The following is a 13,069-nucleotide window of genomic DNA, read 5'->3' on the forward strand; positions in this document are numbered from 1 at the left end:
CAGGGTTGCCGCGCTTTGATATATCTGGCTTGGCTTTCTTACTGCATCGGAACCAGGGTCAGCTCCACACGACGGTTCTGCTCGCGCCCAGCGGCGTTGTCGTTGGATGCGATCGGGTAACGTTCACCGTAGCCAACGGCCCGGGTGCGCTTGGGCTCAATGCCGCGATTCAGCAGGAAATCCCGAACCGAACTGGCACGACGCTCACTCAGCAACTGGTTGTAGCTCTGGGAGCCTGAGCTGTCTGTGTGACCTTCGATCTGGATGATGGTCTTGTCGAATTCCTTCAGAACCAGAGACACCGAATCCAGGGTGTCAGTGAAAGAAGGCTTGATGGACGACTGGTTCAGGTCAAAGGTGATGTTGCCAGGCATGATCAGCTCGATCTCATCGCCATTTCGAACCACACGCACGCCGGAACCTTCCAGCTTGCGGCGCAGTTCCGCTTCCTGCTTGTCCATGTAGTAACCGATACCACCGCCAATTGCGGCACCACCGGCTGCACCAATGAGGGCACCCTTGCCCCGGTCACTTTTACTCGAAGTTGCTGCACCAATAGCCGCACCACCCAGCGCGCCAATGATACTGCCCTTGGTAGCGCTGGAGGTTTTTTCTTCACCGGTGTACGGATCATAGGTCATACAACCGCCAAGACCTACGGTCGCAACCGCGAAAGCAAGAATCGTCTTTTTCACAGCATTCTCCTGTGTTTATTTATTCACGGCCCGCTGGGCCGTTCCCAACAGTTTGCACCGCTTCGTTCGAAAACGTGTCAATGATGGTATTGAATACCGTCGCCTGCAAATCCTGAGCTTCGTTCACTAAATGATGACGACCGTCAGGGATTCTCAGTTCCTCAACTGAGGAAAATTTGTTACGAAGAATTCTCAGATTGTGCTCCCAGTCCACAGTCAGGTCCTTTTCGCCCTGAACCACTGTGACCGGAAAGTCCACCGGGCGCGCCGATTCGATGTGGGGCACCCAACTGCGCAATGCGCTGACCCAGTCCACGTGTACGGCCCGTGCCTGCAACGGATCATGCTCTCGCAGAAACCGCAGGAAACGGGAATCGCCGCTGTTCGCCGAAAAAACCCTGCGCCAACGGGTGATAAAGGGCTTGACCATGCTGTGCAGCACCTTTGCGCCGAGCCAGCCCACCGGGCGTATCAGGGGCGCCAGCAAAACCACCCGGCGGAACGCCGACGTCTCCTGGGAGTGGTGGTTAGACAACAGGTAATCGATCAGGATCGCCCCACCGGTGCTTTGACCAACCGCGAACCAGGGACCCCGAACCTTGCCCCTGACGCGGGCCATAACATCCGACAGCACCCCCTGGTACTCGATGAAACTGCCGATGGCCGCGGGCGTACCACTGGACAAACCATGGCCCGGCTGATCGTAGGCCAGGACATCAAACCCCGCCCCGAGGCACCGGTCAATGAGTTGGCTATACAACCCGACATGGTCAAAATAGCCATGCAGGATGAAAACCGTTCCCCGCTGGCTGGATGACTCGGGTAACCGGTAGTAATGAACCATGACCTGATGGCGACTCGCCTCCACATACCCCTGGTGGTAGCTCACTTCCGGGTGCTCCACCCACAGGTCCAGACCATAAAAACGGCAATAGGCTACCATTTCATCGCGGAGCTCTCTTGGCGCGGCGGGATCGAACGCTTCCAGTCGATCCAACAGTGAATGCCTGTCCCAATCCGGAATTTCTATGGTATCTGTTTTCCAGTACACGTAGAGTTAAACGCCTGTCATGATTGATTAATAAGCTATTTGATCTGCAATCCTAACGCATAGCGGGGGTAGAACACAGATGCTTCAACACCTTCTCGAGGCCGGTCTTCGCCAAACCATGAAGCACCTGGTTCGTCCCATGCTTCATCCTGCAGTCCCGGTCAGGCTCCAGCGTTCCCTGGTTCGGCAGGCTTATCGCACGTCCAAACCTCCACGCGGCTGCCGCTTCGAACAGGACGCCATCGCCGGCATCCCGGTCACCCGCAGCAGCTTCGGCCCGGACACCCGCGGCGTGGTGCTGTACCTGCATGGCGGCGGCTACATTATTGGTTCTTCCAGTACCCACCGCGGGCTTACCGGGCACCTCGCAAAATCCACGGGTTGCCAGATCATCACCCCGGATTATCGGCTGGCGCCGGAACATCCTTTCCCCGCGGCGCTTGATGACGCTGAAGCAGTCTACACGACGCTGCTCGAACAGGGCTACAAGCCGGAACAGATTGCCGTGGCCGGAGATTCAGCAGGAGGCGGCCTGAGCGTTGCCCTGGCCATGCGGCTCCGCGACCGGCATTTGCCCCTGCCGTCGTCGCTCACGGTTTTCTCGCCCTGGGTAGACCTCAGCCAGCAACAACTCTATTCACCGGAATGCGAGCCGGTGCTTCAGGCCCGTTGGACCGAGAAATCCGCGCAATCCTACAGCGCCGGCGAAACGCTCACCAACCCGCTTATTTCGCCGGTGTTCGGTGATCTGACCGACCTGCCACCACTGCTGATCCAGGTCGGCAGTGAAGAAATCCTGCTCAACGATGCCCAGCGACTTGCCGCTGTCGCACAGAGGGACAACGTCCCGACCACACTCGAAGTCTTCAACAGTCTCTGGCACGTGTTCCAGGTTCACAGCGGGCAATTGGACCGGGCCACCGAGGCGCTTGAGGACGCAGGCGCCCACATCAAACGTCATCTGGCAGCCTGAGTTCACCACGTGCCAACGCCTCTTTTTGCGCGCGCGGCCACCGCTTGATGTGCCATTCAAGGCGCGACGCCCGGCTTCGGTCCCCCGCTGGCGAATGAAACACCAGCTCCAGCGGCCCCTTGCCCCTCAGGCTCCTTGCGCCCCTGGGCGCACCCGCCTGATGTTCGGCAAATCGTCGGTGTACGTCGGTGGAGATGCCGGTATACAGCGAACCTTTCGCGGTCCTGACCATATAAACAAACCATTCAGGAGCCATGGGCCAGCGCCTGCTCACGATTTCGCACTTTTTTCTGCTGCAACCAGAGCCCGGCGACAATCAACACCAGCCCGACGTAGGTGGAAGGCAGGATCTGCTCTCCGAGAATAAAGTAAATAAACACCAGGGAAAGGAACGGCGAGATGAAAATCAGATTGCTGATCTTCGAGGTGTTCTCTGCCTTCTTCATAGCGTAGGACCAAAGCACAAACGCCACGCCCATCTCAAACGCACCCACGTAGACCGCTGCGGCCAGAGAGCCGGCGGATGGTACGGCAAAGCCTTCCGTCACCCCACAGATCAGGGCGATGACGGGCAGTCCAAACAAGAAATTCAGGAACAGGCCAACCACCGGATCCCGGGTGTCGCGGGTAGCCAGGATCCAGTAGGACGCCCAGATCAGGGTACTGCCAATGGCGAGGGCCACGCCCAGCGGGTCGGAGAAGCTCAGCGAGGTCACTGCGCCCCGGGTGGCAATGACCACAACACCGCCGTAACACACGAGACCGGCCAGGATATCCAGCCTCCGTAATCGTTGCCCAAGGAAGGGCACTGACAGGTAGGCCAGCACCAGGGCCCAGGTATAATTGAGCGGCTGCGCCTCTTGCGCCGGCAATCGGTCGAAGGCACCGAACAGAACGAAGTAATACAGGCAGGGGTTAATCAGCCCCATGCCGAACGATTGCAGGTATTGTCGACGGTTAAGCTCAAACACCTGATGCCAGCGGCCCTGGACCACCAGCACACCGCCAATCACCAACACCGAGGAAATACACGCAATCAAGAGCATCTCGACCGGCGACAACTCCCGCAACGCCAGTTTGAACGCCGTGGCAACCGTAGACCAAAGCAGGACCGTCGCGAGGCCGAACAGCATCGCCTGCTTCTGGTTTTTCATACTCCCTCCGACGATTGAGAGCAGGAACCCGCCTGCCCAAATGTGTTAACTTAGCGGCAATTCACCATTCACCCCGGCTCTGGAGAACGGGAAATGCGCACCACCAGCCTCAGGTTTTCCTTTCTGGCAATCCTGTTCGCACTCATGGCCGGCTGTTCCGAAAGTGAACCCACGTCGGCAGGCAGCGTATCGCCGGAAGCCGAACCACCGGAATACCCCGTCACCTGGCGCTTTGCCCTGGAAGAAATCGAGGGCAGTGTACAACACGCCTATGCGGAAGCGCTAAAGGAGAGTATTGAGGAACTGTCTGACGGCAAAATCCTGCTGGATATCTTTCCGTATGGTTCTCTGGGGACCTCGGCTCAGCTGACAGAACTCGCCAAAAATGGTTCGGTGAATCTCGCTTTTGCCTCCCCGGGGCACTTGGCCGACCAGATTCCCGAGGTGGGTGTATTCACCCTGCACTATCTGTTGTCCGATGACGGGGAAGTGAACCGCCAGCTCCTGGCCAGCCCTGAACTCATGGCGATGTTCGAAACGCCCTACGCCAGTCGGAACCTGAAACTGCTGGCTTTTGTACCGGAAGGGTGGATGGCGTGGACCGCCAACAAGCCTCTACGTACGCCGGCGGATTTCGAGGGCCTGCGAATCCGGACCATGACCTCGGACATGGCGGCAGCAACTTACCGTGCCTATGGCGCCAAGCCGAGCCAGACGCCTTATTCCCAGGTATACAGCGACCTGCAACTGCGCCAGATTGACGCCCAGACCAACCCGATTTTTGCGATCGAGGAGATGAACTTCTACGAAGTACAGAGCACCCTGACGGATGCCCGCCCTGCCCAGTTCATTTCCTCCTTGGTCACCAACGGAGACTGGTACAAGGCGTTACCTGCCAAGCAGCAGCAGTGGCTCGATAGCGCTCTGGCCGAAGTCGCCGAGGTGTCCTGGAAAACCCAGGAAGAACTTAATCAGACCCGTCTGGAGAGCATGCTCGAAGCCGGCGATATCAAGGTGGTTCGGCTCACCGAGTCCGAACGCGCGGCGTTTGCAGAAGCCAGCAAGCCGGTGCATCAGGACTACATGGACGCAACCGGCGAACGCGGGAGTGAAATTCTCAAGCGGATTCGCCAGCTGGTTGAAACGCTTGAGAGCCGAGCGCAGACATCACCGACCGAGAACGGGGGCTGAGACAAAGCCAACGCCTTCATCAGCCAGGACACCTGCATCAGGGTTCGTTTGCGATAACTACCACAACGGGTTGATACTTCGCTCTACTCAGGCACCAGCCAATCCAACTGGTGTCTGATGTCCAGCAGGTCGGCTCCCTCGACCTCCCCCAGCATACTTGCCAGGCGGTCATCGAATCCCCAGGGTGGGTTCACGACCAGCATGCCCGAACCGGTCATGCCCCGTTCCGGCGGGTGCTCAAGGCGCACTTCGCTACGCAGGACCTTTCGAATCCCACTCTGCCGGACCGCGTCTATCAAGCCCTGCTGGAGTCCACTGGTGAGAATCGGATACCAGATAAGAAAGACGCCATGCCGGCACTTCTGCCATGCCTTTGCCAATGTTGCCGCCACATTGGCGTAATCGGACTTGATTTCATAGGAAGGATCAATCAGCACAAGCAATCGCGGCTGCTGGGGCGGAAGCTGCTTCAGCAAACCGGTAAGACCATCCGAACGGACCACCCTGACCCCCTGCTCCGATGCCCAGTCTTCCAGGTGATTGCCTTCGGTGGGGTGAAGCTCAAAGGCCGCCAGCGAGTCTCCGGGGCGGAGAAAGCGGCGAAACCACGCCGGCGAACCGGGATAATGTTTCAGCCGGCCGGTCCCCGGGTTGTTCGCTGACAACGTATCCAGCACCGTTTGCCAGTCCGGCGATTGCAGTCGGGCCCGGGCAGTCCAGACTCTCTGGACGCCGTGATCGGCCTCAGCCGTCTTCCGGGCCCGCTCACTCTCGAGATCGTAAATCGCGCTGCCGGCGTGGGTATCCAAAAAGGCAATACCCGACGGCTTGGCCTGCATCATTGCAATGGCCAGCGTCAGGGCTGCGTGTTTCTGAACATCGGCGAAGTTTCCGGCATGGAAGGCGTGGAGATAACTCAGCATGGATCGGCTCCCTAAGTACGGAGGCCCATTAGGCATCAAGGAAAATCATCAGGCAAGCAAGCGGCGCCTCCGGCGGTTGCTGCAGTGTTCCGTGATTGGCTGGTCTGACCGGTTGCCCCCTGCGTAGATCCCGGGTTCAGGGATATCGTGGTTAGCTGGTATCCTTGCCATACACTCGCTCCGAGGACGCCGGTTTGCCCATGCAGAACAGAGATCACATCGATCAGCTCTACAGCCTCATTGCCAACGAGGAAGATGCTCGCGTCTGCAAGGACATACCCGAGGAAGCCTGCCGTGAAGTCCCGCGCAATTTCTTCCTGATTCTGGCCAGCAACGTTCTGACCAAACTCGGAGACCTGCTGATCAGCCCGAAAACTGTACTGGCGTGGCTAATGAGCACTGTTGGCGCTCCAGCTCTCGTGGCCTGGCTGGTCCCCATTCGCGAAGCAGGCTCCCTGGTACCACAGATGGTGATTGGCGCCTGGGTCCGGCGAAAAGCGGTACGTAAGTGGTTCTGGACCCTCGGTAGCTTCGGTCAGGCCGTCAGTGTCATTGCCATGGCCGCCAGTGTCTGGTTTCTGGAGGGCTATGCCGCGGGCGGTGGCATAATCGCGGCACTGATCGCGTTCTCGCTCGCCAGAGGCTTCTGCTCCGTGGCGATGAAGGACGTTCAGGGAAAATGCATTCCCAAGACCCGCCGGGGCCGATTGTCCGGACTTGCCACCACCCTGGGTGGAACGGCAACGGTACTCATGACAGTGTTGCTGTTCTGGGATCGTGGCGACCCCAGCATCGCCTTTTACACCGCCCTGCTGCTGCTTGCCGCCGGTTTCTGGATCATTGCGGGGTTCCTGTTCGCTGGCGTCCAGGAATATGCGGGAGAAACCGGTGGTGGCGGCAACGCCCTCTCCGACGCCCTGAAAAGCCTCTCGCTTATGCAGGACGATGCCCCGTTTCGCCACTTCGTGATTACCCGAGCCTTGCTGCTGTGCTCTGCCCTTGCGTCCCCGTACTTTGTGGTTCTGGCCCAGAAAGAGGCAGACGCCGGGTGGATGCTGGGCATTTTCCTGCTTGCCAGCAGTCTGGCAAGTTCCGTCAGCGCCAGTTTCTGGGGCTGGATGGCCGACAAATCCAGTCGCCAGGTGATGATCCGAGGAGCCGCCATGGCCAGCGGCGTATGCCTCGCCGTTGGCATTACCGCCCTGTTCGTGGGCACGGATATGGGCAGTGTTTGGTTTTATCCGGCCGCTTTCTTTATCCTGAGCATCGCCCACGCTGGCGTCCGTCTGGGGCGGAAAACCTACCTGGTCGATATGGCTGGCGGCAACAAAAGAACCGACTACACTGCAGTTAGTAATACGGTGATCGGTTTTCTACTGCTGATAACCGGTGGCCTCACTGCACTGGTGTCCACAGTGTCGGAGGTGGCCGTGATTCTTGTTCTGGGTTTGATGGGGTTCGCGGGCTTGTTAAGTGCCCTTAGGCTCCGGGAAGTGACGTCAGATTGACCCGTCCGTCTGAGAGCTGCGTCACAAAAAGCAATGCCCGAGGAACCATTTTGGGGCATTGTCCGTGGTGAGCGGTATCCACAATCACGGACCAGACCAGCGGGAAGATAACAACAAGGAAGTGTCGTTCTACTGCGTAGTCGTTGTAAACAGAGGCAGAGACATGAGAACAGACACCGCAATACCCAGCACACATCAGAACCGGCTCATGCACACCTTGTATGGCTGGTATGCCCTGACCCGCGAACAGGCGGATCTGGGTCCTTTCGCGACGTCAAAAGAGGCTTCCGACGCTCTTAGTTGCCACATCAAAGCCTACAAAGGCCTGAACAAACGAACGCCCGGCGCTTTGAAGGCCGTGCACCTACACGATGCAGATCAGTGTTCCAAGACCAACTGCGGGCTGTGCGTCGAGGCCAGGATCTTCTGGCACTCGCTGGCAGTAGCAACTCCATGATTGGCCACCGGAGTCTGAACATGAGCTACCGTGAAAGTCTGTTCCCACCCCACCGCCGAGCCAGGGTGACCTTCGCCCTGTGCTTTTTCCTGCTCAGTCTGGCCGCTCTCAGTTATGTGAGCACCCTCTGATACAGGAAAAATAAAGAAAGGGCCGTGAATACGGCTTTGTGATTCGGTGTTCAGTCGGGCCTGAAGACCCGGCTCGGATATCAGCAAAGACAGCAGGGACGGTGCAAACTCCACTTCCACGGTGTCGAACCGCCCGGTCGTCTGGAACATCAGACGGGTTTTCCCTCGTTCAGCGCGAGTGCGCCTTTGACAATCCGGTAAATGATCCAGATAGAGATCCCGAGCAGGATGAACCAGCCAATGATCAGCGGCGCTGTCACGATACCGATAACTGTCCACAGCAGACCGATCCAGAAGGTGCGAATCTGCCACTGGAAATGGCGCTCGATCCAGGTATTGCGGACGTCATCCATCTTGACGTAATTGATGATCACGCCCACCAGACCGGTGATGCCGCCAACAAAGAATGACAGGGCCTGAAGGATATAGACCACAACCGCCAGATTGCGCGCCGGGTCTGAACGACGTGCGATCGGGTCGGGATCAGCGGGGATATGTTCCTGTTCTGCCAAAACGTACTCTCCTTCGGGGTTTCTTTCTGGAGTCTACCACAGCCCGCAGACACCGAAACTTCCTGAAGGATCAGTGGTTGTCCGGACGGTATCCCAGGCGAAAGCCGCCCCAGTGCTTACCCTTTACATAGATGGGCACGGAGAGGTCATGCATGATTTCCCCGGTGTCCCGACGATAGGTCTGCAACAACATATCCTGGGTGTGACTACCACAACGGATACCGGTCCGGTCATTGAACAGCCGTTTGCTCCGGCTCTTGACCAGGTCCACCTTGGGATCGCCGGTCGGGGCATGGGCGAAGTCGCGGTTATGGGTAGGTACGTAGCCGTCCGGTGCCGCAGAGATGGCAAAGACCAGGGACTCGTGGGCGTTCTTGACGGCTTCCTGAACGGCAGGCAGGTACTGGTCGGTAAATCGGTCAAAACTGCTCGCGTACTTGGGCGGGTGGGTATTGCGAATCAATTCCCGCTTCCTATCAAACAACGCCTGTTCCGACAGCTTGCCGTCACGGATCGCCTGTTCAAACAACCGGCTGATCTTCGCGGCGCCGGTCTTGGCCTGGTCGTAAAAAAACCGGTGGTAACTGGCATCACTGTTCAGGGCAAAGGCGGCGTTGGCTTTCTCCGCCAGTTCCATCAGGGTTGCGGCCTGTTCCGCAAGTGACGCAACGCTGGAGTCACTCTCTTCAATCTGATCCCGGACCGTTTCAATGCCGGCAAACATCTGCTCCAGACTCTGCTCATTTTTCTGGTCGATTTCAGCAATCCGGGCCACCTGCTGCTGCACCCGGTCTGATTGGTCACGAATCTGGTCCAGACGCTCGCCAACACTCTCCACGGACGTCAGCCCTTCCTCGACGCTACGGGCAAGATCCTCAATCCGGGTGACAACCAGGTTGGTGCCTGATCGAATTTCCTGCAGGGTTTCGGCGACTTCACTGGTGGCCTGGGCCGTTCTACCCGCCAGTTGCCGAACTTCATCCGCGACTACCGCAAATCCCCGGCCCTGCTCACCAGCGCGAGCGGCTTCGATGGCGGCGTTGAGAGCCAACAGGTTGGTCTGCTCGGCGATGCCCTGAATGGTGGTGGTGACACCCTGGATCTTGTTGGATTTCTCATTCAGTTCCTGGATGAGCGTGAGGTTCTCTGCCGATTGCTGATGAACCAGCCGCACGCTGTCGATGGCATCGACCAGAGCCTGCCGCCCTTCTGCACTGGTCACACTCGCCTGGTGCGCCATGGTAGCGGCCTCAGTGGCCTGGGCGGAGGATTCACGGACAGTTTCCGTGATCTGGCCAGCGTAGTCGGCCATCTGGGCGGTCTCTTGCACCTGTCGGTCAAGACGCAGTTTCAACTGGTCAGCGGCGAAAGAGACCTGGGCCGCAGAAATGGCATTCTGGTCAGCACTGCCAGCCAGCGTCTCAACCAGGGCACGCCCCGCCTTGGCATCAGCAAGCAGACCGTCACACTGGGTTCGAAGCGGATGATCATCAGGCAAGGAGCCGTCGTTCAGGCCCTTGATGCCCCGTTCAATGGGTTCGAGAACCCGTAAGATGAAGTAACCACCGGCAAGCGCAAGACCGCCAATCAGTCCAATAAACACGGACGCGGGTTCAAGACCTAACACTGGTGCCACCAATACCCCGGTAACCGCACCGACGACCGCGACTGCCACCCCCCAGAGAACTGTTGTCCGTTCGAGTAATGCCATACAAACCTCGAAATTATTGTTATTCGTTCAATCATTCTTCGCCTGAAGGCCATTAGGGAGATTAATGAATTGGCTTAAGCTAATAACTCATACTTTAGTTGATACTTTGATTGTAACGGCGTGGCCGGCGATTTCTTGAACAAAAAAACCGCAGGGCCAACCGATTCCCTGACGGAATCGACCAGCCCTGCGGTTGCAGTCAGCGGTTGGCAGGGCGCCTAGGCGCCGATTACTCCACCATCGTCACGGGTGACAATCACCGCGGCATCTCGCGGATGGTCGCCTTCGGTCCCGAACGGCCAATCCGCCGCCGGATGCTGAATATTGACGAACATGGTCTTCACATCCGGCGTGGTCACCACACCGGTGACCTCACACCCCTGAGGTCCCACGAAGAAGCGCTTGATTTCGCGGGTCACCGGATTGGCCGCCAGCATCATGTTGTTCTGGTATGGCGCATCGTCGGAGCCATCGGTCTGAATCCACAGCCGGCCGTTGTAGTCGAACCAGAGACCATCCGGGCTGTTGAAAATATTGTCGTCACTCAAGGAAACAACCGTGTTTCCATCGACAACCGTTTCGGTGCCCTGTTCACCCGCAAACACAAAGATGTCCCAGTTGAACGCAACAGCGGCGTGGTCATCGTTTTCCTCCGCCCAACGGATGATGTGGCCGGTGCGGTTTTCTGCCAACGGGTTGGCCGCGTTGGTCTGTTCTTCCGTACGCTGGGAGTTATTGGTCAGCGTGAAATAGACCTCACCGGTGTTCGGATCGACGGCTCCCCACTCGGGTCGGTCCATCGGTGTTGCGCCGGCAATGTCGGCGGCCAGTCGGGTGTTCAGCAGCACATCGGCCTGGTTGGCAAAACCGTCGAATGCAACTTCACCGACCGTGGTGCCTTCGGCGGCAGCCACCTTGGCGGCAAAGTCGGCATCCTCAAGCGACAGTGCCAGCCAGTCCCCGGAGCCGTCCTCGTTGAAGCGGGCAACGTACAGAGTACCCTTATCCAGCAGATAACCACCGGCAGTCGCTGCCGAATAAGGTTGGGATGACACGAACTTGTAGATGTACTCGAAGCGGGAATCGTCACCCGAATAGCAGACCACCGGCTGGCCTTCCTTGACCGGCGCGAAAATCACCCCCTCGTGACCAAAACGACCCAGGGCGGTGCGCTTCTGCGGCTTGCTCTCGGGCGTAAAGGGATCGATCTCTACCATGTAACCGAAGGTGTTGGCTTCGTTGCGATAGTCCTCGTCCGCGTTTCCGGCACCCGGGGTAATATCAAAACGGACGTAGGCGTCCGCCCCGTTGTCCGCCAGCTCCCAGTCGTATCGACTGGAGCTGCCGACACCATGGCGGGCCTGTTCCCGGGGCTGCGTGCCCGCGCTATTGGCAAAATAACCGTGCCAGTTTTCTTCGGCGGTCAGGTAAGTGCCCCACGGTGTCGGGCCCATGGAGCAGTTGTTCAGGGTGCCGCGGGTTTCGGTGGCATCCGGGCTGAACCTGGTGATCAGTTTCTCGTATCCACGTACGGGGCCGCGGATATCCATCTCGGTACCGCCGGTAATCCGCCGGTTGAACGGGCTGCCAAAGACCACATCCCAGGTGCCTTGGCTGTCCTGCCTGATATGCACCACGGACACACCATGGGCGGCAATCTCCTTTCGAACTTCGTCCTCGGGACGCACACCACCGTTGGCGTCAGCGCTGGTGGGGCCATCCGGATGCAGGGCGCCCGGATTGATGTACTCGTGATTCATCACCAGCAGGCCCTCGGTGGAACTGCTGCCGCCGGCTTTCTGGTCGATCGGGAAGAAATGCATGCCATCGTGATGCATGCCGATCTGCTGTTCCTGGTCCTCACCGCTGTTGGAGGCATCGGCCCGGAAAGCGGGATAGGAACCGGTAATCGGTGTACCCCAGGGCAGGAAAGCCTGGGCGGAGTAGCCTTCGGGAACAACCACCTGGTTGGCGGCTGAGACAGCAACGGCCTTGAAACCCAACTCGGTGGCCGAGGCGTTATCGGAGTTGGCATTGGTGTTGCCACTGCTACTATTACCGTCGCTGGCGCATGCTGCCAGGCCGACGCCCATGATGCTGGCCAGCGCGGCACCAACGGTGCCTTTTATCACCGAGCGGCGTTGCATACGGGCCGCGAGGACCTCATGGAACGGGTTGTTGCCGGCGTGGTTGACTACCGGTTCGTAGTTCGGATCCAGGTAATTCGGATCAAGGTCGTGCTTGGCCATGGTGCTCTCTCCCTATAATGACAGGCATTCGTTTCGGAGAGGTCAGTTTCAACAGTAATTATGACAGGGCGGGAACAGAGTTAAGACAGAATGGTTACCGTTTTTTGACAGGTGCTTGCCGGCAGGGTTGCAGGACTGACAACCCGGCACAGAGGTACGGCTCTGCGCCGGACAGCGCAAGGTGACTCCGACGTGTTACTGGGTCATTTCCTCGTAGCCCTCTTCCATGTCTTCTCCGGCCTCTTCAGCGGCATCACCCATTTCATCCGCCGCATTTTCCGCACCCTCTTCCAGTTCGCCAAGGGCGCCTTCGTCCTGGCCGGTCGCTTCCTCGTACGTCTCTTCGGCTGCGTTACCGGCGTCTTCCATCATTTCACCGGCATTGTCGGCAGCCTGTTCGACATCGACACCTTCGTTGTCTTCGGAACTGCAGGCCGAAAGGCCGAGTGTCATCGCGAACGCCAGTACACCCAGTGTGAACTTGTTCATAACCATATCCTTCTGTTGGTCGGTG

The 13,069-nt window shown here is 58.5% G+C and carries 13 protein-coding genes; 4 read left to right on the top strand and 9 right to left on the bottom strand.

Annotated elements, in window-relative coordinates:
• Positions 1-38 precede the first annotated feature (38 nt).
• Positions 39-695 carry an OmpA family protein gene (locus K0B93_RS06570; RefSeq protein ID WP_218635100.1) on the bottom strand — a complete coding sequence of 219 codons (657 nt, stop codon included), beginning with the start codon at positions 693-695 and terminating at the stop codon, positions 39-41.
• Positions 696-714: 19 nt separating this feature from the next.
• Complete coding sequence (locus K0B93_RS06575) at positions 715-1,746, bottom strand: alpha/beta hydrolase (protein ID WP_219866444.1); 1,032 nt, start codon at positions 1,744-1,746, stop codon at positions 715-717.
• A 79-nt stretch (positions 1,747-1,825) separates the two neighbouring features.
• On the opposite strand from K0B93_RS06575, the gene K0B93_RS06580 reads away from it, so the two are divergent.
• The gene (locus K0B93_RS06580) at positions 1,826-2,719 is read left to right on the top strand and encodes an alpha/beta hydrolase (protein ID WP_219866445.1); all 894 of its coding nucleotides are present in this window, start codon (positions 1,826-1,828) and stop codon (positions 2,717-2,719) included.
• Here the strand turns inward: K0B93_RS06580 and K0B93_RS06585 are convergent.
• Both K0B93_RS06585 and K0B93_RS06590 read right to left on the bottom strand, forming a co-directional pair.
• Positions 2,697-2,975, bottom strand: a complete 279-nt coding sequence (locus tag K0B93_RS06585) for a GIY-YIG nuclease family protein (protein WP_219866446.1) — start codon at positions 2,973-2,975, stop codon at positions 2,697-2,699. The two genes, K0B93_RS06580 and K0B93_RS06585, sit on opposite strands and share 23 nt — an antisense overlap.
• Positions 2,965-3,873: a DMT family transporter gene (locus K0B93_RS06590; RefSeq protein WP_219866447.1), complete on the bottom strand. Its 909-nt coding sequence runs from the start codon at positions 3,871-3,873 to the stop codon at positions 2,965-2,967. Before K0B93_RS06590 ends, K0B93_RS06585 begins: the two co-directional genes overlap by 11 nt.
• Positions 3,874-3,966: 93 nt before the next feature.
• Between K0B93_RS06590 and dctP the strand changes: the two genes are divergently transcribed.
• Positions 3,967-5,064 (top strand): TRAP transporter substrate-binding protein DctP, encoded by a 1,098-nt coding sequence (dctP, locus tag K0B93_RS06595; protein WP_219866448.1) that lies wholly within the window; start codon positions 3,967-3,969, stop codon positions 5,062-5,064.
• A gap of 83 nt (positions 5,065-5,147) precedes the next feature.
• Here dctP and K0B93_RS06600 read toward each other — a convergent pair whose 3' ends face one another.
• A complete protein-coding gene (locus K0B93_RS06600; RefSeq protein WP_219866449.1) occupies positions 5,148-5,987 on the bottom strand; it encodes a 23S rRNA (adenine(2030)-N(6))-methyltransferase RlmJ in 840 nt (279 codons plus the stop codon).
• 200 nt (positions 5,988-6,187) lie between these two features.
• Here K0B93_RS06600 and K0B93_RS06605 point away from each other — a divergent pair, with 200 nt between their 5' ends.
• On the top strand, positions 6,188-7,495 hold the full coding sequence (locus K0B93_RS06605; RefSeq protein WP_416383196.1) for an MFS transporter: 1,308 nt from the start codon (positions 6,188-6,190) through the stop codon (positions 7,493-7,495).
• A gap of 163 nt (positions 7,496-7,658) precedes the next feature.
• Positions 7,659-7,952: a DUF6316 family protein gene (locus K0B93_RS06610; protein ID WP_219866451.1), complete on the top strand. Its 294-nt coding sequence runs from the start codon at positions 7,659-7,661 to the stop codon at positions 7,950-7,952.
• A 280-nt stretch (positions 7,953-8,232) separates the two neighbouring features.
• Here K0B93_RS06610 and K0B93_RS06615 read toward each other — a convergent pair whose 3' ends face one another.
• The 4 genes from K0B93_RS06615 to K0B93_RS06630 all read right to left on the bottom strand — a co-directional run bounded on the left by K0B93_RS06615 (position 8,233) and on the right by K0B93_RS06630 (position 13,044).
• Complete coding sequence (locus tag K0B93_RS06615; protein ID WP_219866452.1) at positions 8,233-8,595, bottom strand: DUF4870 family protein; 363 nt, start codon at positions 8,593-8,595, stop codon at positions 8,233-8,235.
• Positions 8,596-8,665: 70 nt separating this feature from the next.
• Complete coding sequence (locus K0B93_RS06620; protein ID WP_219866453.1) at positions 8,666-10,306, bottom strand: methyl-accepting chemotaxis protein; 1,641 nt, start codon at positions 10,304-10,306, stop codon at positions 8,666-8,668.
• 218 nt (positions 10,307-10,524) lie between these two features.
• Positions 10,525-12,555, bottom strand: coding sequence for a PhoX family protein (locus K0B93_RS06625; protein WP_219866454.1), 2,031 nt, complete (start codon positions 12,553-12,555; stop codon positions 10,525-10,527).
• A gap of 195 nt (positions 12,556-12,750) precedes the next feature.
• Positions 12,751-13,044, bottom strand: a complete 294-nt coding sequence (locus K0B93_RS06630) for a hypothetical protein (RefSeq protein WP_219866455.1) — start codon at positions 13,042-13,044, stop codon at positions 12,751-12,753.
• Between the last annotated feature and the right edge of the window lie 25 nt (positions 13,045-13,069).

It is taken from the genome of Marinobacter sp. F4218 (assembly GCF_019443085.1).
Lineage (GTDB): Bacteria > Pseudomonadota > Gammaproteobacteria > Pseudomonadales > Oleiphilaceae > Marinobacter > Marinobacter albus.

Coding starts and splice junctions, on each gene's coding strand:
- K0B93_RS06580 (WP_219866445.1), top strand. CDS start 1,826: ATGCTTCAACACCTTCTCGAGGCCGGTCTTCGCCAAACCATGAAGCAC.
- K0B93_RS06585 (WP_219866446.1), bottom strand. CDS start 2,975: ATGGCTCCTGAATGGTTTGTTTATATGGTCAGGACCGCGAAAGGTTCG.
- K0B93_RS06590 (WP_219866447.1), bottom strand. CDS start 3,873: ATGAAAAACCAGAAGCAGGCGATGCTGTTCGGCCTCGCGACGGTCCTG.
- dctP (WP_219866448.1), top strand. CDS start 3,967: ATGCGCACCACCAGCCTCAGGTTTTCCTTTCTGGCAATCCTGTTCGCA.
- K0B93_RS06600 (WP_219866449.1), bottom strand. CDS start 5,987: ATGCTGAGTTATCTCCACGCCTTCCATGCCGGAAACTTCGCCGATGTT.
- K0B93_RS06605 (WP_416383196.1), top strand. CDS start 6,188: ATGCAGAACAGAGATCACATCGATCAGCTCTACAGCCTCATTGCCAAC.
- K0B93_RS06610 (WP_219866451.1), top strand. CDS start 7,659: ATGAGAACAGACACCGCAATACCCAGCACACATCAGAACCGGCTCATG.
- K0B93_RS06620 (WP_219866453.1), bottom strand. CDS start 10,306: ATGGCATTACTCGAACGGACAACAGTTCTCTGGGGGGTGGCAGTCGCG.
- K0B93_RS06625 (WP_219866454.1), bottom strand. CDS start 12,555: ATGGCCAAGCACGACCTTGATCCGAATTACCTGGATCCGAACTACGAA.
- K0B93_RS06630 (WP_219866455.1), bottom strand. CDS start 13,044: ATGAACAAGTTCACACTGGGTGTACTGGCGTTCGCGATGACACTCGGC.